The following is a 19203-nucleotide window of genomic DNA, read 5'->3' on the forward strand; positions in this document are numbered from 1 at the left end:
GGTACGGTAGGCCCGGACGGCAGCCTCCGGCGACACACACGTGACGGCCGGGACCGACGGAGAGGGCTGGTAGGTAGCTATGGAAGAGCCGCGTCGCCTCGGCGGCCGGTACGAGCTGGGCCAGGTGCTCGGCCGTGGTGGCATGGCCGAGGTCTACCTCGCGCACGACACCCGGCTCGGCCGCACCGTGGCGGTGAAGACGCTGCGCGCTGACCTCGCGCGCGACCCTTCCTTCCAGGCCCGGTTCCGCCGGGAGGCCCAGTCGGCCGCCTCGCTCAACCATCCCGCGATCGTCGCGGTCTACGACACGGGCGAGGACTACATCGACGGGGTCTCGATCCCGTACATCGTGATGGAGTACGTGGACGGTTCCACGCTCCGTGAGCTGCTCCACTCCGGCCGCAAGCTCCTGCCCGAGCGGGCGATGGAGATGACCGTCGGCATCCTCCAAGGCCTGGAGTACGCCCACCGCAACGGCATCGTCCACCGCGACATCAAGCCGGCGAACGTCATGCTGACGCGCAACGGCCAGGTCAAGGTGATGGACTTCGGCATCGCCCGGGCCATGGGCGACTCCGGCATGACCATGACCCAGACCGCCGCGGTCATCGGCACGGCCCAGTACCTGTCTCCGGAGCAGGCGAAGGGCGAGCAGGTCGACGCACGGTCGGACCTGTATTCGACCGGTTGCCTCCTCTACGAGCTGCTGACCGTCCGCCCGCCGTTCGTCGGCGACTCCCCCGTGGCCGTGGCCTACCAGCACGTCCGCGAGGAGCCGCAGGCCCCGAGCGTCTTCGATCCCGAGATCACGCCCGAGATGGACGCCATCGTCCTGAAGGCGCTGGTCAAGGACCCGAACTATCGGTACCAGTCGGCCGACGAGATGCGCGCCGACATCGAGGCCTGCCTCGACGGCCAGCCGGTCGCGGCCACGGCCGCGATGGGCGCGGTCGGCTACGTCGGCTACCCCGACGACCAGCCGACGACGGCCATGCGCCCGGACGCCGGCGCGGGAGCCACCTCCATGCTCCCGCCGATGAACCCGGACGACGGCGGCTACGGCTACGACGACCGCCCCGACCGCCGCCGCCAGCAGAAGAAGAGCAACACCTCCACGATCCTCCTGGTGGTCGCCGGCATCCTGGTCCTGATCGGCGCGATCCTGATCGGGAAGTGGGCGGTCAGCGGGAAGAACACGGACGAGACGTTCAAGGCCCCGAACTTCGTCGGCAACAGCTACGCCACCGCCCAGAAGATGGCCGTCAACTCGGACCTGAAACTGGCTGAGCCCACGCGCAAGCCGTGCGCCAACCAGCCGAAGGGCAACGTCTGCTCCCAGGACCCCAGGCCGGGCACGGACGTGAAGAAGAACGACACGATCACGCTGGTGGTGTCGACGGGTGCGCCCAAGGTCCTCGTACCGGATGTCCGCGGCATCCAGTACGACAAGGCCGAGGCCCAGCTGAAGGCGAAGGGCTTCGAGGTCGACAAGAAGACCGAGGTGTCCACCCAGACGCCGGGCGTCGTCACGGCCCAGAACCCCGAAGGCGGCGTGGAGAAGCAGAAGGGCACCACGATCACCCTCACGGTCGCCAAGGCCGAGGAGAAGATCGCGGTCCCCGACGTCACCGGCCAGACCTGTGACGAGGCGAAGGCGGCGCTGCAGGCCAAGGGTCTGGTGCCCACCTGCAACGACACCCCCACCACCAACCCCGACGACGAGGGCAAGGTCCTCTCGACCAACCCTGCGGCGGGCCAGGAGGTCTCCAAGAACACCAATGTGGTGATCAACGTCGGCAAGGTCCAGGGCCAGCAGCAGACGCAGGTGCCGAACATCCAGGGCCAGAAGCTGAAGGACGCCAAGGCCCTGCTTCAGCAGGCAGGTCTGCAGGTCGGCAACATCACCGGCTCGCAGGACGACAACGCGATCGTCTTCACGTCGACCCCGGTCCAGGGCAGCCCGGTCCAGGCGGGCTCGTCCGTCGACCTGGTCACCGTCGGGCAGGGCGGCAACAACGGCGGCAACAACGGCGGCACCAACATCTTCGGTGGCACCGGCGGCTGACCGACACCTGCCGCCGGCCGTCGCCGGCGGTTGACCGTCACCAGACGAGTGGGCCCCTGCCGGAGCATCTTCCGGCAGGGGCCCATCTGTGGATGCGGGGCACCCATGGAACCCGCGGCGCGGGGACGACGACACGGACCTTGACGTTGTGCTTCGAGGTCTCAGGAAAGATCGAGAGGACCTTGTGGACGGACCACTCGTCCTTCGTCTCGAAGGCGATCGGGTCCCCTTCCTCACCCTGCCGATGGTGTGGAACTTCGCGCCGCGATCGCACTGCAGTACTCCTGCCGATCGTGTCTTCAAGACCCTGCGCGACAGCGTGCTGGAGCGGACTGACGTACTCGACAGCGTCAAGGCACTGTCGCTGCTGCCGGACGGGATGCATGTGACGACGGCGATGGTGGCGGCGTATTTCGGCGTCGCCGTAGAGGCGATCCGACAGCTCAAGGCACGGCACCGCGAAGAGCTCGCCTGCAACGGCATGGTGACGCTGCAAGACCGTGACCTCGCAGAATTTAAGCGTGCCGTCCTGTCACGCCATCCGGGAAGTTATCCACAGCCTCGATCGAGCCTGGCTCTCTACTCCCGTCGAGCCGTCCTCACCATCGCCATGCTCCTCCGCGACAGCGAAGTCGCCCGTCAGGTACGCACGTACCTTCTCGACATGGAGTACCTGGCGCGTACACGGCCTGTGGATGACTCCGTCCCCACAGACACCACCTCCCTCGACGACCGAATCGACCAACGCATCACCCACATCCTCGGCAAGACCGTCGTGCCGATGTTCAACGCCCTGATCGAAACGTCGGGCGAACACCGCAAAGAACTGATCGCCCTGCTGGCCGGAGTCCAGCGCATCGGGCGCCGGCTCCACCAGCACCACGCCAGGCTGCAGAGGCTCGAAGGGGTACGAGACGACCGGCCCCGCCGCCGGAGTCATGGCGGCCATGGACAGCTCGCCGCCGAGGCGGGCATCACCGCCGTACACCGAGGGGTGCTGGAGGCACGGAGCGCCGGGGAACCGCTGAAGATCCTGGAATAGGTACGGGCTGGCCAAAAGAGGCCCGAAGCCGCATAAGGGTAGTTGCGGCTTCGGACCTCCGTCATGTCGGGCGACTCTCCTCCTCGAAGGAGGTCTGTCGCCTCAGCGAATCTCCTTCGGCAGAGTCCGCTCGCTGTCCACCTTCTCCACGCGGACCAGCTCTCCCCACACCACATACCGGTACTCGCTCGTATAGACCGGTGTGCACGTCGTCAGCGTGATGTAGTGGCCCGGCTTCTTCTTGCCGGACTCCTTGGGGACCGGCGACAGGACCTTGACGTTGTACTTCGAGGTCTCGGGAAGGATCGAGTAGACCTTGTAGACGTACCAGTCGTCCTTCGTCTCGAAGACGATCGGGTCGCCCTTCTTCACCTTGTCGATGTTGTGGAACTTCGCGCCGTGGCCGTCCCGGTGGGCGGCGAGGGAGAAATTGCCGTCCTTGCCCGTGATGGGGAGGGCCGCCTTGACGGGGTCCGTGTAGTAGCCGGCCACCCCGTCGTTCAGGACGCCCGTCCCCGTGCCCTTCTCGACCAGCACCACGCCGTTCTTCATCGACGGCACATGCAGGAAGCCGATGCCGTCCTTGGTGTTCAGCGCGCCGGGGCCCGAGTCGGTGTTCCGGGCCCAGTGGTCACGGACCTTGTCGGCCTGTCTGTCCGCCTTGCGGTCCGCTATGACGTTCGTCCACCAGAGCGAGTAGACGACGAACAGGCCGAGCAACACACCGGCCGTGATCAGGAGTTCACCGAAGACGCTGACCGCCAGGGCGATCCTGCCGGGGCGCCGTCGGCGCGGGGTGGGTGCCGCGTCGGACGTGGCTGTGTGCTCTTCGGTGTCGTCGGCGGTCCCTGCCACTGTTCCTCTGCCCTTACTCGATGAGCGCGTCCGGCTTGCCCTTGCTGCGCGGGCGTTCCTCGACCATCTTGCCCCAGACGATCAGCCGGTACTTGCTGGTGAACTCCGGCGTGCAGGTGGTGAGGGTGATGTACCGGCCCGGTTCGGTGAAACCCGATCCTCTGGGGATCGGATTCAGCACACCGGTGTTGGACGGCGGGGTCACCGGCAGCGTCGAGGTCACCTTGTACACGAAGTACTTGTCCTGCGTCTCGACCACGACCGGGTCGCCGGGCTTGAGCTTGTTGATGTAGCGGAACGGCTCGCCGTGCGTGTTGCGGTGCGCGGCCAGTCCGAAGTTGCCGGTCCTGGCGTCCGGCATCGCCGTCTTCAGCGTGCCCTCGCCGTAGTGCCCGACCATGCCCTTGTCGAGGACCCGCTTGTTGCTGACGCCCTCCGCGATCGGCGCCACCACGTCCAGCTCGGGGATGTGCAGGATCGCGAAGCCCTGCCCCGGCTCGAACACTCCGGGGCTGCGCTTGCCACTGGCCCAGTCGTCCTGCAGCTGGTGCGTCTCGCTGCCCGCCTGGGCGTGCGCGCGCACGTTCGTCCACCACAGCTGGTAGGTGACGAACAGCAGCATCAGGACGCCGGTGGTGATGAACATCTCGCCGATCGCACGGCTCGCGAGCACGCCCGGACTCGGCTTGCGCAGGCGCGCCTGACGCCGGGCCTCGACACGGGAGAGCGGCCGCTGCGGACCGGACTCCGACGAGGTGCGCGCCGCACTCGCCGCCTCCCGGGCGCCGCCATGGCGCCCACCGCGCCGCTTGGCGGCCTTTCTGCGGGCCGCACGGCCGCCCGGCGTGGTTCCAGTGGCAGAGGAGGCCGAAGAGGCGCGAGAGGCGCGTACGGCCTCGCTCCCCGGAGGTGCATCGGGGATCCGCAGCGCCATCGTCTCGTCGTCCGCCGGCGGCAGCAGGGTCGTCGCCTGCTCGTCCATCGCCGGGACCGGCGGCATCCGCGCCGTGGAGGGGTCGCCCGCGCCCGCATACGGCGCACGGCCGTAGGACTCGTACGGCGTCTCGCCGTACAAGTCCTCGCGCTCCGGGCGCAGCGCGGTCACGCCGTGGCCCTGCCCACCACCGGGGCGAGCCCCGCCGACCTCGCCACGGCATCCTGGTAGCCGCACTGAACCAGCCAGTTGGCCAGCATCCGGTGCCCGTGCTCGGTCAGCACCGACTCGGGATGGAACTGCACTCCCTCGACCGGAAGTTCCCGGTGGCGCAAGCCCATGATGATCCCGTCGTGCGTACGGGCCGTGACCTCCAGCTCCGCCGGGACGGTGGCCGGCTCGGCGGCCAGCGAGTGGTAGCGGGTCGCCGTGAAGGGCGAGGGCAGCCCGGCGAAGACGCCCGTGCCCTCGTGCTCCACCAGGGAGGTCTTGCCGTGCAGCAGCTCGGGCGCCCGGTCCACCACACCGCCGTACGCCACCTGCATCGACTGCATGCCCAGGCACACCCCGAACACCGGCACCCCGGTCGAGGCGCAGTGGCGGACCATGTCCACGCACACGCCCGCCTCCTCCGGCGTACCCGGGCCGGGCGAGAGCAGCACGCCGTCGAAACCGTCCTGGGCGTGTGCCGTCGACACCTCGTCGTTGCGCAGCACCTCGCACTCGGCACCCAGCTGGTACAGGTACTGGACCAGGTTGAAGACGAAGCTGTCGTAGTTGTCGACGACGAGAATCCGCGCGCTCACTGGTTGTCCACCGTCACATCGTTGAAGGGCAGCAGCGGTTCGGCCCACGGGAAGACGTACTGGAAGAGGACGTAGACCATGGCCAGGAGCAGGACGAGTGAGATCAGCGCCCTCACCCACGCGTTCCCCGGCAGATGCCGCCAGATCCAGCCGTACATGCCGTTCCTTCCGTATCCCCACGGCACCTGACTCACGCCGTACTGCACCAGACTAACGGCGTAGAGCCCTCGGTTCGCCTGTCTCCACAGGCTGTGTGGAGTCCAGGTGCGCCCAGACGATCAGCCGGTGACTGTGCCCCCATTCCGGATCGCACGTGGTCAGCGTCAGATACCGGCCCGGACGCGTGTACCCCGACTTACGTGGCACAGGGTCGATCACCTCAACGTCGGTCGGAACGGTTTTGTAGGGCCCTTTGTCGATCCGATACGTGAACCAGGTCGTTCCGTCCGTGAGCACCACCGCGTCGCCCGGCCGCAGCCGCGGGAAGTCCTTGAAGGGGTCGCCGTAGGTGCGCCGGTGGCCGGCGACCGCGAAATTGCCCTCCTGGCCGAGCCGGGCCGTCCCGGCGTAGTGGGCCAGTCCCTTCTTCAGTACGTCCGTGCCGGTGCCCTGCAGCACCGGCTTGTTCCACGTGAAACCGAACCGCGGGATGTACATGATCGCGAAAGGCCTGCCGTAGCGGTACGCCGCCGGCTTCGCCTCGCTCGCGGAGGCCCCGGTGCCTTTGGCCGTGGACCCCACGTTCCCCTTCGACCACTGCTGGTGCAGCTGGTCGATCTGGTCGCTCATGACGCCGTCGGCCTGCACGCCCGTCCAGAACAGCACGTAGACGACGAAGAGCACGATCAGGGTGCCGACGGTGATGCACAGTTCGCTGACGGTCCTGACGATCACGCGCACCGGCGGCTCCTGACGGGGACCTGCGCTTACTCCACGGGCTTCGCGTAGTGCAGATCCACTGTGCCCGAGTAGCCCGGCAGAGTCACCGTCCCGTCCTCGGCGACTTTCCAGCCGAGGCCGTAGACGTTGACGTACACCATGTAGGTCTGGATCGCCTTGCTCGCGGCGAGCGCCTGCCGCAGCGTGCCGGGGTCCCCGACCGCGGTGATCTTGTACGGCGGCGAGTAGACGCGGCCCTGGAGGATCAGGGTGTTCCCGACGCAGCGCACCGCGCTGGTGGAGATCAGCCGCTGGTCCATGACCTTGATGCCCTTGGCCCCGCCCTGCCACAGGGCATTGACCACGGCCTGCAGATCCTGCTGGTGGATGACCAGGTAGTCGGGCTGCGGCTCGGGGTAGCCGGGGAGCTTGGCGGTCGCGTTCGGCGGGGCGTCGTTGAGGGTGACGGTGAGCGCCTTGCCCGTGACCTTCTCGGTGCCCGCGCTCTTCTCCAGCCCGCTGAGCTTCTCGTCCTGGGCCTTGGTGCTCCCGTCGTCGCTCTCGGCGAGCGACTCCACGTTGCCGCGCAGGGCCGCGTTGGACTCGTCCAGCTCCTTGTTCTTGTGGCTGCGCTCCTGGATCAGGTCGGACAGCTTCAGCAGGGAGGCGTCGGTGCGGATGTCGGTGCCCTTGGCCGTGTTGAAGCTGGTGAAGAAGATGAGCCCGGCGAGCGCGAAGACGGCCACGGTGAGAATCCGCACCGGACGGAAGCGCAGCCCACGCGCAGGGCCGGAACCCGTTGATCCCGTCCCGGGGGAGTCGGCAGAATTGCTCAACGTACCCTTATCTCCTTCGGCGCCGCGGAAGCACTACGCTAACGGACGCCCGGGGGAGCGCTAAGTGTCCCCTTGTACGCTGCCCCGGACCGACCCATTACCTGCGCGGCCACGCAGCGCATCGACAGGAGAGACCCTCGTGCCGAAGTCACGTATCCGCAAGAAGGCTGATTTCACGCCGCCGCCCGCGAAGCAGGCTCAGGCCATCAAGCTCACCAACCGCGCCTGGGTCGCGCCCGTCATGCTGGCCATGTTCCTCATCGGCCTGGCCTGGATCGTCGTGTTCTACGTGACCGACGGCTCGCTGCCGATCGACAGCCTGGACAACTGGAACATCGTGGTCGGCTTCGGCTTCATCGCCGCCGGGTTCGGTGTCTCCACCCAGTGGAAGTAGCGCGGCCCCGAGCAGCTCTGCCCACGGCTGTTCGCTGAGTTATCCACAGCCTCGATGGCCTGTCCACATCCCCCTGGGGAAAAGACTACGATCTGTGGATAACTCATCGGCCGTTGACGCCGGTGTGACTGCCCTACCGGCCCTCATACACCCGTTCGCCCCCTGTCCGACCTGCGGAAACACATCCGAGCGACAGGGGGCACAGCTGTTCCCGCACCGTATGCACAAGATCCGCCACACGCTGTGGACAACGTTTCGGTATCAGGTGAGCTGAGCGGTCCTGACCAGCGTCAGGACCACCACCACGGCCAGGACCAGCGCACAGGTGCCGTACTGGATCAGCGCTCGCCTCTCCCGCGGAGCGTGGACCATGGCGTAGCCGGTGACGACACCGGCGACGAGGCCGCCGATGTGAGCCTGCCAGGCGATGCTGCCCCAGCCGAAGGTGATGATCAGGTTGATCACCAGCAGGGCGATGACCGGGCGCATGTCGTAGTTGAGTCGGCGCATCAGCACCGCCGTGGCACCGAAGAGGCCGAAGATCGCGCCGGAGGCGCCGAGCGAGGCCGTGGACGGGCCCGCCAGCAGATACGTCAGGGCCCCTCCGGCCAGTCCGGAGACGAAGTACAGCGCCAGATAGCGGGCCCGGCCGAGAGCCGCTTCGAGCGGGCCGCCGATCCACCACAGGCTGAGCATGTTGAAGGCGATGTGCCAGATCGCCTCGTGCGTGAACATCGAGGTCACGAAGCGGTACCACTCGCCCTCGGCGACGCCCATGGTCGCCTGGTAGGGCTTCGGGGGCCACTCGCCGATGAGGACCAGGTCGTTGAGCAGCGAGCTTTTCGCCTGCACCGCGATGAACACGGCGATGTTGATCCCGATGAGAATCTTGGTGACCAGCCTCGGGTCCGCCGTGACCGTCCCGCCCGCGACCGTACGCGGCCGGGAGGCGGCCGGGGCGTGCCCGGCGCCGGAGCCGCCGCGGACGCATTCGGGGCACTGGAAGCCGACCGAGGCGCTGACCATGCATTCGGGGCAGATGGGGCGCTCGCAGCGGGTGCATTGCACGCCGGTCTCGCGGTCCGGGTGCCGGTAGCACATGGGCAGGCTCTTGGCGTCCTGCGTGCTGCCTTCGGCCTGGTCCATGAGATCCCCTTGCTGGTCGTGGCCTGTCACCCGGCACATACCCCGCCCCGCTCTTCCATACGGACGAGCGGGGCGTTTGGTTCCCTGCGGACGGTCGGGGGCGGTGGGCTCAGCTCTGGCGCTTCTCGACGACGACCGCCTCGATGACGACGTCGTCGACCGGCCGGTTGTTCGGCAGGGTGGTCGGCACGGCGGCGATGGTGTCCACGACCTTCTGGCTGGCCGGGTCGGTGATCTCGCCGAAGATGGTGTGCTTGCGGTTCAGCCAGACGGTCGGGGAGACCGTGATGAAGAACTGCGAGCCGTTGGTGCGCGGGCCGGCGTTGGCCATGGCGAGCAGGTACGGCCTGTTGAAGGACAGGTCCGGGTGGAACTCGTCCTCGAACTCGTATCCGGGGCCGCCGATGCCGGTGCCCAGCGGGTCGCCGCCCTGGATCATGAAGCCGCTGATGATCCGGTGGAAGACCGTGCCGTCGTAGAGCTTGTCCTGGCTCACCGCACCGGTACCGGGGTGCGTCCACTCACGCTCACCCTGAGCGAGTTCGACGAAGTTCCTGACCGTCTTGGGCGCGTGGTTCGGGAACAACCGGATCTCGATGGCGCCATGGTTGGTCTTCAGGGTGGCGTAGAGCTGCTCGGCCACGGTCTGCCTTCCGTTGTCCTCGTGTGACCCCCAGATCCTCGCACGGCCCGGCACGGGCGACGCCCGGCCGCATTGAGTTCCTCCGCGAAGGGAGCGCGCGGCGGTGATTCGTGGCAGTGTCGTCGGGAAGCCCTTGTTGCACCCATATGCCCGCCCTCGCATGCCGCGCAGACTGTTGGCAGGCATGATCCGTAAAAGGGTGGAAAGTCGAATTACCGTACGCCACCGAGGAGGAGGAACCCGTGACCCGCATCGACAGCGTGCGCGCCGCGACCGGCTCGGCGAAGGACAGCGTGCTGCACGCCGCGGAAGTGGTGGCGCCCTACGCCGACACGGCCAAGGAGCGTGCCGCGTATTACGCGCAGGAGGCACGCGTACGGCTGGCACCCGTGGTGTCTCAGGCCGCCGAACAGGCCCGCGAGCAGTACGACGCCCGGCTCGCTCCTCGTCTGGAGCAGGCCCGTGCGCATGTGCCGCCGAAGGTGGACCTGGCCGCGCACGAGGCAGCCGTCCTGACCCGCAAGGCTGCCCGGCAGGCGGCCGACTATTCACGTCCGAGGATCGAGCAGGCCGTGGCCGTGGCCGGACCGGTGGCCGACGAGGCCGCCGCGCGGGGTGCGGCGGCGCTGGTCGCGCTGCGCGGCCATGTCTCGGCGCAGGACATCCAGAAGCTGGCCCACCGCAACGAGCGGCGCTGCCGGGCCGGCCGTGCCTTCAAGGTGCTGGCGCTGCTCGGCCTGGTGGCGGGCGGTGCCTTCTGTGCCTGGAAGTGGTGGGACAAGCAGGCCAACCCCGACTGGCTGGTGGAGCCGCCGGCCGCGACGGAGGTGCCGGAATCGGGCCGGCTGAGCTCGGTGGACGGCAGCGGCGGCGCGGTACTGGACCCGGAGGTCCAGGCGAAGCAGGCCGAGGACGAGGCCGCGGACCGCGACGACAAGGAGTGAGCCGTCCGGCACCGCCCGGGTGTCGGACGAAAAGAACCCCATCTGACAGCGTTTCCGCTGGTCAGATGGGGTTTTCTGGGTGGAGCCTAGGGGAGTCGAACCCCTGACATCCGCCATGCAAAGACGGCGCTCTACCAACTGAGCTAAGGCCCCGGGAATGGGTGACGTCGGCCGGAGATCTCGCGTTCCGGCTGGCGCCGCAGACCAGAGTACCGGGTCACCCCCCGTATCCCGCAAAAAGATTGGGGGTCCCCGCGGATGACCACTCTCCGTAAGATGCTCGACGTGGTTCGCTACAGCGAACCGGCGGTTCTTTTGGGGAAGCGATGGGGAGACGCAATGGACGCCGCACAGCAGGAAGCCACCGCCAGAGCGCGGGAGCTGCAGCGGAACTGGTACGGGGAGCCGCTGGGGGCGCTCTTCCGTAAGCTCATCGACGATCTCGGGCTCAACCAGGCCCGTCTCGCGGCGGTTCTGGGCCTGTCGGCCCCGATGCTGTCGCAGCTGATGAGCGGCCAGCGCGCGAAGATCGGCAATCCCGCCGTGGTCCAGCGGGTGCAGCTGTTGCAGGACCTGGCGGCCCAGGTCGCTGACGGCAGTGTCAGTGCGGCCGAGGCGACCGACCGCATGGACGAGATCAAGAAGTCCCAGGGGGGATCCGTGCTGAGCAACACGACGCAGACGACGAGCAGTTCGGGAGCGCCGACGGTCAAGCGCGTGGTGCGCGAGATCCAGTCGCTGCTGCGCTCGGTGGCCGCCGCCGGCGACATCATCGATGCCGCCGACGCGCTCGCCCCGAGCCACCCCGAGCTGGCAGAGTTCCTCCGGGTCTACGGCGCCGGCCGCACCTCCGACGCGGTCGCGCACTACCAGTCCCACCAGAACTGACCCTCGCGGCCCGGTTTCCCGGAGGGGGTCCGGGGCCGGGCCGAGGGGGGAAGAGGGGGATACAGAGGGCACAGGGGGTAGAGGGGTGGAGGGGGAAGCGAGGGGCTAGGGGGAGGAGCGGCGGACTGTCATGGGTGAGGTCTTCGCCGGCCGGTACGAGCTGGCCGATCCGATCGGACGCGGTGGTGCGGGTGCCGTGTGGCGTGCCTGGGACCACCGGCGTCGGCGCTATGTGGCCGCCAAGGTGCTCCAGCAGCGCGACGCCCACTCGCTGCTGCGCTTCGTACGCGAACAGGCGCTGCGCATCGACCACCCTCATGTCCTCGCTCCGGCCAGCTGGGCCGCCGACGACGACAAGGTCCTGTTCACGATGGACCTGGTCGGAGGCGGCTCGCTGGTCCACCTCGTCGGTGACTACGGCCCGCTGCCGCCCGCGTTCGTGTGCACCCTGGTCGACCAGCTTCTGTCGGGTCTCGCCGCGGTGCACGCGGAAGGTGTCGTGCACCGGGACATCAAGCCCGCCAACGTGCTGCTCGAAGCCACCGGTACCGGTCGGCCGCGGCTGCGGCTGTCGGACTTCGGCATCGCCATGCGGTTCGGCGAGCCCCGCCTGACGGAGACCAACCTCGTGGTGGGCACGCCCGGTTATCTGGCGCCCGAGCAGATGCTGGGTGCCGAACCGGACTTCCCCGCCGACCTGTTCGCCGTGGGCCTGGTCGCCCTGTATCTGCTCGAGGGTGCCAAACCGGACGCCAACGCCCTTGTGCAGTACTTCATGGAGCACGGGACGCCCGGCCCGCCCAAGGGGGTCCCCGAGCCGCTCTGGCAGGTCGTCGCCACTCTGCTGCAGCCCGATCCGGCGGCTCGTTTCCGGACCGCCACGGGGGCGCGCAAGGCGCTCGTCTCCGCCACGGAACTCCTGCCGGAGCCCGGCCCCGACGACGAGCTGATCGAGATCTTCGACCAACTCGGGCCGCTGCCGCCCGGGTTCGGATCGGGGGGTCCGCTCAAGCCGGCCTCCGGAGTGCGGGTGCGGGCGGTGCACGCGGCCACGGACACCACCGGCACCGACTCCGCCACCGACGGCACCGGAGGCACGGGGAGGCCGGCCCCGTCCGACGTCCGCCTCGATCCCCGCCTGGGCGCCGACGGCGGCAACAGCGGCGGTGACGGGACGCAGGATCCCGTACCTCCCTCGATGTCGGACACCGGGAGCTTCCCTCTCCCGCCGCCACAGCCGACGCCGAGCCCCCGGCCGTACGCCCGGCAGGCACAGCACGGCGAACAGGAGGGCGAACAGTACGGTCTGCACCCCGTCGAGCAGCCGCCCACCCCCACCACGGGGCCCACCGCCTTCTCCTCGCACGCCCCCGCGCATCCGCAGTCCTCCGCCCAGCCGTACGCCTGGCACCCCGCCCCGGCGGGGCCTCCGGTCCCGGTTCGGGAGGCACGGCCGCGCATCGATGCCTCTACTGCTTCGTACACCGCTCGGGAGCCGCAGGTTCCACCTCTCGCGCCACCGATCGGGCCGGTCCGGGCGCACGGCCGCCGGGCCCGTCGCGCGATCCGCCGCCCGGGCCCCCCGGCAAAGGCGGCGATCCCGATCCTGCTCCTTGCGCTGGCCTGCTACGCCGTGGGCTTCTGGGCGCTGACCCGCGTCTGAGCCCGCCGGGCCGCCACCGTCCACCCGCCAAGTACCAGCAGCAGCGCGGTCCCGGCCCCGATGCCGCCGGCCGCGAGCGCCTTCATCGCGGTGTCTCCGCCCCCGGTGCTCCCGGTCGCCGCCGCCCGACGGTCCTGCTCCGTGACGGCGAAGACACCGTCCGGCACGGACCGCCCGGCGTAGGCGGGCCCGCCGTGCGCCTGCCCGTCGACGCGTACCCGCAGCGTCACTCCGAACGGTCCGGGTCCGAAGGTGCCGGCCATCTGCTCGCTGAGGTGCACGACCAGGTAGTACGCGCCGGCGAAGCGCATCGCGTTGTCCCGGGTGAGGACGGCGTACCGGTTGGCGTACTCCACGGGCGGCAGCGGATCGAGGGCGGCCGACTTCTGGGTGCCGGTGTAGCCGAGGGGGGCGTCGTCGACGTATCCGCGCACGGGGTTGTAGAGCGCCAGGTTCAGGGCCCCGCCGACATAGCCGTGGCCGCTCGTGGAGCTGCCCAGTTCGGCGACGGCGCGCACCTGGCGGCCCCAGTCGAGCGGCACCTTGTAGAAGAGCGTCTGCCCGGGGCTGATCCCGGTCCGCCAGACCCCCTGGTCCAGCGGGCGGGCCTGGGCGAAGCCGGTGCCGCCGGTCCGGTCGCGTGGGTCGCCGGCGACGGCCTCGGGAGAGGCGGAGTCCCAGGTCCGGGGTGCGTCGGTGGGCCCGGTGCCTGCCAGGCCCGGTTCCGTGGCGGGCTTGAGCTCCAGGTCCCAGCGCTGCGCCGGGTCCGCCGTACCGGAGTTCTCGGAGCCGTCGGAGCCCGCGGTGTCGAGGCGTTCCACGAGGAGGTAGTACGTCCCCGCGCCCTGGCACAGCGTCCGGCCGGCTTCGCGCTCTCCCAGGGCCGTGACGGGACGGGCGCTGAGTGCGGCGCCGAAGCGTGCGGAGGCGTTGGAGCAGGAGGTGCCGCGCGCGTCCTGGAACGAGACACGGATGCCGTCGGTCGAGGAGACGGTGGCGTGGGCGGGAGGAACGGCGGTGACGGGGACGTAGGCCGTGGTCGTCGCGGCGAGGTCGAGGCGGTAGTAGAGCTTGCCGTTCTTGGGGAGGGTGCTCCGGTAGGTGCGGCCCGGCTCCAGCCGCGGGGCGTCGGTGGTGCCGGTCGCGCCCGTGACCGGCCGGGCGTCCGGGGCGAACCCGTACGTTCCCTGGGCGCTGCCTGCCGCGATCCCGCCCGGCAGCGCGGCCAGCGCGCACAGCACGGCGGTCACGACCGTGGCACGGGCCCCGGCGCCCGCCGGCCGGCCGCTCCGCCGCCACGTCGTACGCCTTCGCCCCCGCACGTGCCACCCCCTGCCGCTCCGCACCCGACCGTGGCCCATCCTGCCCCGAGCGTCCCTGCGCCATCCGTGGAATGCGTACGGCCGTCCGAAACTCCGTACCGCCCGTGCTCGTCCCTCCTGCGCCGCCGGGCCCCGTACACCACCCGTCGAGGAACGGCAACACGACGCATCACCATCGACCGGCTGGGCCGCCCGGGCAACACAAAACCCCGACCGCGCAGGCGGCCGGGGTCTGATCAGATTCTGGATCGGTACTCACGAACCCGTGGGCACGGAGTCAGTCGCCTCCGTCCACAGGTCCTGCTCGGCGCGATCCGCCTGGATCTGGCGGTACACGAGGAGCCCGCCGATGGCGGCCAGTGCGACCAGGAGCAGCTTCTTCACCGCGCGACCTCGTCTTTCCTTGACGTAGGGGACCTCTGGCGCCCGACTATACACACCGACCGATATCGATCGGTGACCTGCGTCGGGCCTCAACTCCCGCCTCCGGCAGAGCAATAGGCCAGGTCCGCCGCGTTCCGATCGGAGGGTGATCACACCCCCACGGACCGTGACTTTGCTCCCCTTTCACTCTCTCTCGGGCAGCTTTGAGGGGTTTTCTCCCTTCTTGCACCCATTCGTGTGGTGTTCATCGGAACATCGACGCGCCACGGGCGTAGGTCCACCACTTCGCGATCCCCATACACATCATGAACAAAGTACGCAAATCGCCCAACCCGAAAGTGAGGGGCCATGACCCAGAACAAGGTCATGAAGCTGTGGACCGCCATCGTCACCGCCTTCCTCGCGCTGTGCACGGCGCTCGGACTCGTCACCGCGGCCAGCGCGGCCGCCGCCGCGACTCCGGCCGAGAGCCCGCAGAGCACCACCGAGCAGCGGACGGTCCCGACGATCCCGGCGATGAACCACTGGATCTGGTCCCAAGGCAGGGCCCTGCCCCCCACGATGAAACAGCGCATCCGGGCCGAGGCCCACGGAAAGTCCCCCAGCTGCCGGCACCGCCCCCTCGACGAGACGGAAGCGGAGACGGGCGCGGCGAACCAGACCACAGCACCTCTCGCCTGCTGAGCCGCGGCAGGACACGGCACCGCAGACGTTTCGACATCAAGGCGACTTGCGTACGCATCAGTCGACACGGACAGACCCCCGGCCGGGGCTCGGCCGGGGGTCTTGCGCTGTTCAGGGGCACCACCACCGAGTCGTCGGGTCCCGGTCAGGAGTCGTAGCCTGGACAGGTGCCCAAGGCCTACGAGGAGATCGCGGACGACCGGCAGCACGGGCGCGGCACCTTCGTACGACGCCCTCGCGCGCGGGTGGTGCGCGACAACGGCCGCCATCAGTGGGAGAAGGACCGGGCCAGGCAGCCCTCGGCCGTCCGGGCCGCCACCGGCGCCACGGAGCACGACACCGGCCTGGTGCCGGACGACCTCGTCTTCCTCGCCCGTTACCGCACGGTCGAGGCATCGAAGGATCTGGCCGGGGTCTTCGGGGTGCCGGAGGGGACGCCGCTCCTCGAACGCAGCTACCGGACGCGTTACGCGGCGGAGGCGGCCGCCTTCGGCCTCGTCACCTCGTATCTCCCGCACGCCGTCGCGGCGGCCAACCCCGACCTTCTGGACGCGTCCCGGGAGCCCTGGCCCGGCGGCACCCACCACCAGCTGTCCACCGTGGGCATCGAGATCGACCGCATCGAGGAACGTGTCGGCGCGCGTCCGCCGACCCCGCAGGAGACCCGGGAGCTGGAGCTGCCGGCAGGTACGGCGGTGATCCTGATCCGCAAGACGTCGTACGACACCCTCGGCCGTGTCGTGGACGTCTCCGACGTCGTGCTGCCGGGCGACCGTACGGAACTGCTCTTCACCACTCGACTGGAAAGGTGGTGATGGCCGCCGTGACCCGGCGCATCACCGTAGTCACCGCCGTCCACGCCCCCTCCGCCCACTTTCTGCCGGAGGCCTACAAGTCCCTGCGCGAGCAGTGGCTTCCGGACGGCTGGGAGTGGGACTGGGTGATCCAGGAGGACGACAGGACGGACGCGGTCCGCCCGTACGTCCCGGACGACGAGCGGGTGAGCTTCCGTCAGGGCCGCCGGGGCGGACCCGGCATCGCCCGCACGATCGCGCTGGCGCACGCCGACGGCCTGTATGTGAAGGTCCTGGACGCCGACGACCAGCTCCCGCCCGGAGCCCTCGCCCGTGACCTGGCCGTCCTGGAGGCCGACCGCACGATCGGCTGGACGACGTCCCGGGTCCTCGACCTGCTGCCCGACGGCACCACGGCCGGCTTCCCCGGCGATCCGGACGACGGCCCGATCGAGCGCGGGGCCGTCCTCGGCTTCTGGCGGCAGAACGGGTTCCGGGCCCAGGTCCATCCGGCGACGCTCTTCGTACGGCGCGACCTGCTGACGGCCCTGGGCGGCTGGATGGCCCTGCCGGCCTCGGAGGACACGGGCCTGCTGCTGGCGCTGAACGCGGTCAGCCGCGGGTGGTTCTCCGCGGAGGTGGGACTCCTGTACCGGAAGTGGGACGGACAGGCGACCGGGCAGGCCTCGCACGTCGACCCGGCCGAGCGGGAGGCACGCATGGCGGTGGTGGAGGCCAGGGCGCGGTCGCTTGCGGACTTCGGGTGGACCTACCCCCCCGGGGACGGCCCTTCGGTCATTCGCTGATCACGACGGCCTGCGAGGGGCACTTCTCGGCCGCTTCCCGCACCTGTGGATCGTCGTCCTGCTCTTCCCGGCCGGGCCGCACCATGCCGTATCCGTCCTCGAACGCGAAGACGGACGGGGCACGGTGCGCGCACTCGGCTGAGCCGTAGCACACGGTGCGGTCGACGGAGACCTTCATGCGTCCTCCAGCCGTAGGTGACGTCCAGGACGTCACTGCCCGGTGGAGCGCACGGTGAACCGGTGCTTCCTAGCCGCTCTGCGGCCGGCCCGCGGCGGAGAGCCAGTGGGCGACCCTGCGGACCGTGGGTTCGTCCAGCCCGTCGACCAGCGCCTGTACCGCTTCCGCGTCCTCGGAGGAGAGGTCGTACAGGCCGGCCTTGCTCAGGCCGGCCATGAGCACCTGGTGCCGGCGGTCCGACATGCGTTCGGCGAGCCTGACCGGCTCCCCGGAACGTTCCGGGGACGGCTCGGGCGCTGCGGGGGCGGCGGGTTCGGCGGCCTGGGTGTCGAACCGCTGCCAGGCACCGTCCCGCGGGCCCCACAGGGCGACCGTCACGTCCTGCCCGCGCGCTCGTACCGTCTGGGCCATGTCTCCCACCGCGTACAGCACGGGGGTTCGGTCGGGCGACTCGGCGCCGACCCGCCAAGCGGCCCGGGACGGCTGGTAGAACATCGCGACCCAGCGCGGGACACCGGGAGGTTGCGGGCAATCAGGATGTTTCACCATGGCACTCACCCCTTCGGGAACAGCCGGCGGCCCGACCATAACTGACGGTCCGTCAGATTTCCAGGCGCTCGGGATGGTCACGCCGGTCGCGCGGCCCGCTCCCCGCGCCCTTCTGGCCTCTTCACGGCGCCCTTCTGGCCTCTTCACGGCCGACGTGGCACCCTGCCCGCGCCCGGACCACGACGGGCAGCGCATGCGGAGCCGTCTCGGCAGAGGGAGACCGAAGATGAGCGGACTCGAAGAGACAGTGACCGGATCCGGGACGCCGGCGTCGGCGCCTGCGTCGGCGCTGAGAAGGATCCACGCCGACCGAGCACGCAGCGCGTACGACCGCGCCGCCGCCACCTGCCGTCATGCCGGCTTCACCGAGGACGCCGCCCAGCTCGTGCCGACGGGCCCCGTCGGCCGGGCCGCGGGCGCGCTGCGGCTGTCGGCCGCGTCGATCGACGCCCTGACCGCGAGTGCGCCCGATCCGGCGGCGGACGCCCGCTGCGCCCGGAACGCCGCAGCGGCGGCCGCCCTGGCGGCTCAGGTGGCCGCATCACGGGACTCAGGCGGCGCCACCGCCGCCGCCTCGGCCCTGCGCGCCGCGCTGACCGCGTCCCAGGCCGCCGCGGCCGCCGCGGGCGGGACGGCGCCGGGCCGGGACGCATCGCTGAACGCGACGGCCGACGAGACCGAACGGCAGGCCGTATCCGCCGCTCGCGCGGCAGGGTGGATCGCCTAGGTGTATTGCCCGGCGGATCAGGCCGGCTCCGGGCAACGGTGCCTCGTCAGCGCGGGTGAGCGGGGTCTGGTGCGTCCAGCTGCGAGGCGGAGGAGGGCGTCGACGCGATGGGGGTCCCCCGCGCGAGCGCAGCCGGGCGTGGGGGAATCGACAACCGACGACAACGCCGCCGGGGGTGCCCCCTCCCCACGCCCCTGAGGCAGTGGGCGGAGCGTGCATGACGTCGGGCGGCAGGCGGGAGTCTGCGGGCGGGAGTCGGCCGACGGGGCCTGAGCGCCGCCGTCCGTCCCGTCCGGCGTTGCGGCACCGGCCCGTCCGGCACCGGTCCCTCCCCTCGTGGGGACCGGTGCCGGACGGAGCGGGTGACGATCGATCCGTGCCGCGTCGGCGTATCGGCACGAATCGAAGTATCGAAGGGTCTTCGGTGTCGTCGATGTCTCCGGCGCCCCGGGAGAAGTTGACCGAGAACATTCGGCGCCTTGGGCTGTCTCTCCGAGCGCCGAGCCGGTGGCCTGTCCGGACGGTGTGTGAGGGGGCGGCTACCGCGTCGTGATCCTGCCATTTGTGGGCGCCGAGGAGGAGGTTCCGGTCTCCGGACCACGGTGTAACCGCAGGTCAGCCATATAGGGTGAGTTTTCCGGTCCGGACGTCCAGATACGGGGGG

General features: G+C 69.9%; 22 protein-coding genes, 1 tRNA gene and 1 pseudogene. 10 read left to right on the forward strand and 14 right to left on the reverse strand.

The window, feature by feature from the left end; genetic code table 11:
* Positions 1 to 79: 79 nt before the first annotated feature.
* Positions 80 to 2065 carry a Stk1 family PASTA domain-containing Ser/Thr kinase gene (gene pknB / locus ACIRU3_RS11625; RefSeq protein WP_404054856.1) on the forward strand — a complete coding sequence of 662 codons (1986 nt, stop codon included), beginning with the start codon at positions 80 to 82 and terminating at the stop codon, positions 2063 to 2065.
* A gap of 121 nt (positions 2066 to 2186) precedes the next feature.
* On the opposite strand, the pseudogene ACIRU3_RS11630 reads toward pknB, so the two are convergent.
* Positions 2187 to 2329, reverse strand: a pseudogene (locus ACIRU3_RS11630) (class E sortase); the annotation flags it as partial.
* Here ACIRU3_RS11630 and ACIRU3_RS11635 point away from each other — a divergent pair.
* Positions 2310 to 3107 carry a restriction endonuclease gene (locus ACIRU3_RS11635; RefSeq protein ID WP_404054859.1) on the forward strand — a complete coding sequence of 266 codons (798 nt, stop codon included), beginning with the start codon at positions 2310 to 2312 and terminating at the stop codon, positions 3105 to 3107. The pseudogene ACIRU3_RS11630 and the gene ACIRU3_RS11635 overlap by 20 nt on opposite strands.
* A 102-nt stretch (positions 3108 to 3209) precedes the next feature.
* Here ACIRU3_RS11635 and ACIRU3_RS11640 read toward each other — a convergent pair whose 3' ends face one another.
* The 6 genes from ACIRU3_RS11640 to ACIRU3_RS11665 are packed head-to-tail and all read right to left on the reverse strand — an operon-like array spanning position 3210 to position 7417.
* Positions 3210 to 3962 (reverse strand): class E sortase, encoded by a 753-nt coding sequence (locus tag ACIRU3_RS11640; protein ID WP_404054862.1) that lies wholly within the window; start codon positions 3960 to 3962, stop codon positions 3210 to 3212.
* A gap of 13 nt (positions 3963 to 3975) precedes the next feature.
* Entirely contained in the window at positions 3976 to 5067 is a 1092-nt protein-coding gene (locus ACIRU3_RS11645; protein ID WP_404054864.1) for a class E sortase, read from the reverse strand.
* Positions 5064 to 5702, reverse strand: coding sequence for an aminodeoxychorismate/anthranilate synthase component II (locus ACIRU3_RS11650; RefSeq protein WP_404054866.1), 639 nt, complete (start codon positions 5700 to 5702; stop codon positions 5064 to 5066). Before ACIRU3_RS11650 ends, ACIRU3_RS11645 begins: the two co-directional genes overlap by 4 nt.
* The gene (locus ACIRU3_RS11655; protein WP_404054869.1) at positions 5699 to 5860 is read right to left on the reverse strand and encodes a hypothetical protein; all 162 of its coding nucleotides are present in this window, start codon (positions 5858 to 5860) and stop codon (positions 5699 to 5701) included. The genes ACIRU3_RS11650 and ACIRU3_RS11655 overlap by 4 nt, the downstream gene beginning before the upstream one ends.
* Positions 5861 to 5912: 52 nt before the next feature.
* Complete coding sequence (locus ACIRU3_RS11660) at positions 5913 to 6602, reverse strand: class E sortase (RefSeq protein ID WP_404054872.1); 690 nt, start codon at positions 6600 to 6602, stop codon at positions 5913 to 5915.
* Between the two features lie 26 nt (positions 6603 to 6628).
* Positions 6629 to 7417: a DUF881 domain-containing protein gene (locus ACIRU3_RS11665; RefSeq protein WP_404054875.1), complete on the reverse strand. Its 789-nt coding sequence runs from the start codon at positions 7415 to 7417 to the stop codon at positions 6629 to 6631.
* A 139-nt stretch (positions 7418 to 7556) separates the two neighbouring features.
* On the opposite strand from ACIRU3_RS11665, the gene crgA reads away from it, so the two are divergent.
* Complete coding sequence (gene crgA / locus ACIRU3_RS11670) at positions 7557 to 7811, forward strand: cell division protein CrgA (protein ID WP_161298380.1); 255 nt, start codon at positions 7557 to 7559, stop codon at positions 7809 to 7811.
* Positions 7812 to 8072: 261 nt separating this feature from the next.
* Here crgA and ACIRU3_RS11675 read toward each other — a convergent pair whose 3' ends face one another.
* Together ACIRU3_RS11675 and ACIRU3_RS11680 are read right to left on the reverse strand one after the other, a co-directional pair.
* On the reverse strand, positions 8073 to 8957 hold the full coding sequence (locus ACIRU3_RS11675; RefSeq protein WP_404054878.1) for a rhomboid family intramembrane serine protease: 885 nt from the start codon (positions 8955 to 8957) through the stop codon (positions 8073 to 8075).
* 109 nt (positions 8958 to 9066) lie between these two features.
* The gene (locus ACIRU3_RS11680; RefSeq protein ID WP_404054881.1) at positions 9067 to 9600 is read right to left on the reverse strand and encodes a peptidylprolyl isomerase; all 534 of its coding nucleotides are present in this window, start codon (positions 9598 to 9600) and stop codon (positions 9067 to 9069) included.
* Positions 9601 to 9842: 242 nt separating this feature from the next.
* On the opposite strand from ACIRU3_RS11680, the gene ACIRU3_RS11685 reads away from it, so the two are divergent.
* Positions 9843 to 10544 (forward strand): DUF5324 family protein, encoded by a 702-nt coding sequence (locus ACIRU3_RS11685; RefSeq protein WP_404054883.1) that lies wholly within the window; start codon positions 9843 to 9845, stop codon positions 10542 to 10544.
* Between the two features lie 80 nt (positions 10545 to 10624).
* Here ACIRU3_RS11685 and ACIRU3_RS11690 read toward each other — a convergent pair.
* A tRNA-Ala gene (locus tag ACIRU3_RS11690) sits at positions 10625 to 10697 on the reverse strand.
* Between the two features lie 186 nt (positions 10698 to 10883).
* Here ACIRU3_RS11690 and ACIRU3_RS11695 point away from each other — a divergent pair.
* Together ACIRU3_RS11695 and ACIRU3_RS11700 are read left to right on the forward strand one after the other, a co-directional pair.
* Positions 10884 to 11432, forward strand: coding sequence for a helix-turn-helix domain-containing protein (locus tag ACIRU3_RS11695; RefSeq protein WP_404054886.1), 549 nt, complete (start codon positions 10884 to 10886; stop codon positions 11430 to 11432).
* Positions 11433 to 11562: 130 nt separating this feature from the next.
* Positions 11563 to 13095, forward strand: coding sequence for a serine/threonine-protein kinase (locus ACIRU3_RS11700; protein ID WP_404054889.1), 1533 nt, complete (start codon positions 11563 to 11565; stop codon positions 13093 to 13095).
* Here ACIRU3_RS11700 and ACIRU3_RS11705 read toward each other — a convergent pair.
* Entirely contained in the window at positions 13059 to 14417 is a 1359-nt protein-coding gene (locus ACIRU3_RS11705; RefSeq protein WP_404054892.1) for a hypothetical protein, read from the reverse strand. The genes ACIRU3_RS11700 and ACIRU3_RS11705 overlap by 37 nt on opposite strands.
* A gap of 255 nt (positions 14418 to 14672) precedes the next feature.
* Positions 14673 to 14801 carry a DLW-39 family protein gene (locus ACIRU3_RS11710; protein WP_003999697.1) on the reverse strand — a complete coding sequence of 43 codons (129 nt, stop codon included), beginning with the start codon at positions 14799 to 14801 and terminating at the stop codon, positions 14673 to 14675.
* A gap of 348 nt (positions 14802 to 15149) precedes the next feature.
* On the opposite strand from ACIRU3_RS11710, the gene ACIRU3_RS11715 reads away from it, so the two are divergent.
* The 3 genes from ACIRU3_RS11715 to ACIRU3_RS11725 all read left to right on the forward strand — a co-directional run bounded on the left by ACIRU3_RS11715 (position 15150) and on the right by ACIRU3_RS11725 (position 17085).
* Positions 15150 to 15485: a DUF6344 domain-containing protein gene (locus ACIRU3_RS11715; RefSeq protein WP_404054894.1), complete on the forward strand. Its 336-nt coding sequence runs from the start codon at positions 15150 to 15152 to the stop codon at positions 15483 to 15485.
* A gap of 167 nt (positions 15486 to 15652) precedes the next feature.
* The gene (locus tag ACIRU3_RS11720) at positions 15653 to 16300 is read left to right on the forward strand and encodes a UTRA domain-containing protein (protein WP_404054897.1); all 648 of its coding nucleotides are present in this window, start codon (positions 15653 to 15655) and stop codon (positions 16298 to 16300) included.
* Complete coding sequence (locus ACIRU3_RS11725) at positions 16300 to 17085, forward strand: glycosyltransferase family 2 protein (RefSeq protein ID WP_404054899.1); 786 nt, start codon at positions 16300 to 16302, stop codon at positions 17083 to 17085. Before ACIRU3_RS11720 ends, ACIRU3_RS11725 begins: the two co-directional genes overlap by 1 nt.
* Here the strand turns inward: ACIRU3_RS11725 and ACIRU3_RS11730 are convergent.
* Positions 17075 to 17263 (reverse strand): ferredoxin, encoded by a 189-nt coding sequence (locus tag ACIRU3_RS11730; RefSeq protein ID WP_404054902.1) that lies wholly within the window; start codon positions 17261 to 17263, stop codon positions 17075 to 17077. The two genes, ACIRU3_RS11725 and ACIRU3_RS11730, sit on opposite strands and share 11 nt — an antisense overlap.
* Positions 17264 to 17332: 69 nt before the next feature.
* Positions 17333 to 17812 (reverse strand): hypothetical protein, encoded by a 480-nt coding sequence (locus tag ACIRU3_RS11735; protein WP_404054905.1) that lies wholly within the window; start codon positions 17810 to 17812, stop codon positions 17333 to 17335.
* A gap of 226 nt (positions 17813 to 18038) precedes the next feature.
* Between ACIRU3_RS11735 and ACIRU3_RS11740 the strand changes: the two genes are divergently transcribed.
* Positions 18039 to 18539, forward strand: a complete 501-nt coding sequence (locus tag ACIRU3_RS11740; RefSeq protein WP_404054908.1) for a hypothetical protein — start codon at positions 18039 to 18041, stop codon at positions 18537 to 18539.
* Positions 18540 to 19203: the final 664 nt, after the last annotated feature.

It is taken from the genome of Streptomyces sp. NPDC101151 (assembly GCF_044768335.1).
Classification (GTDB): Bacteria; Actinomycetota; Actinomycetes; order Streptomycetales; family Streptomycetaceae; genus Streptomyces.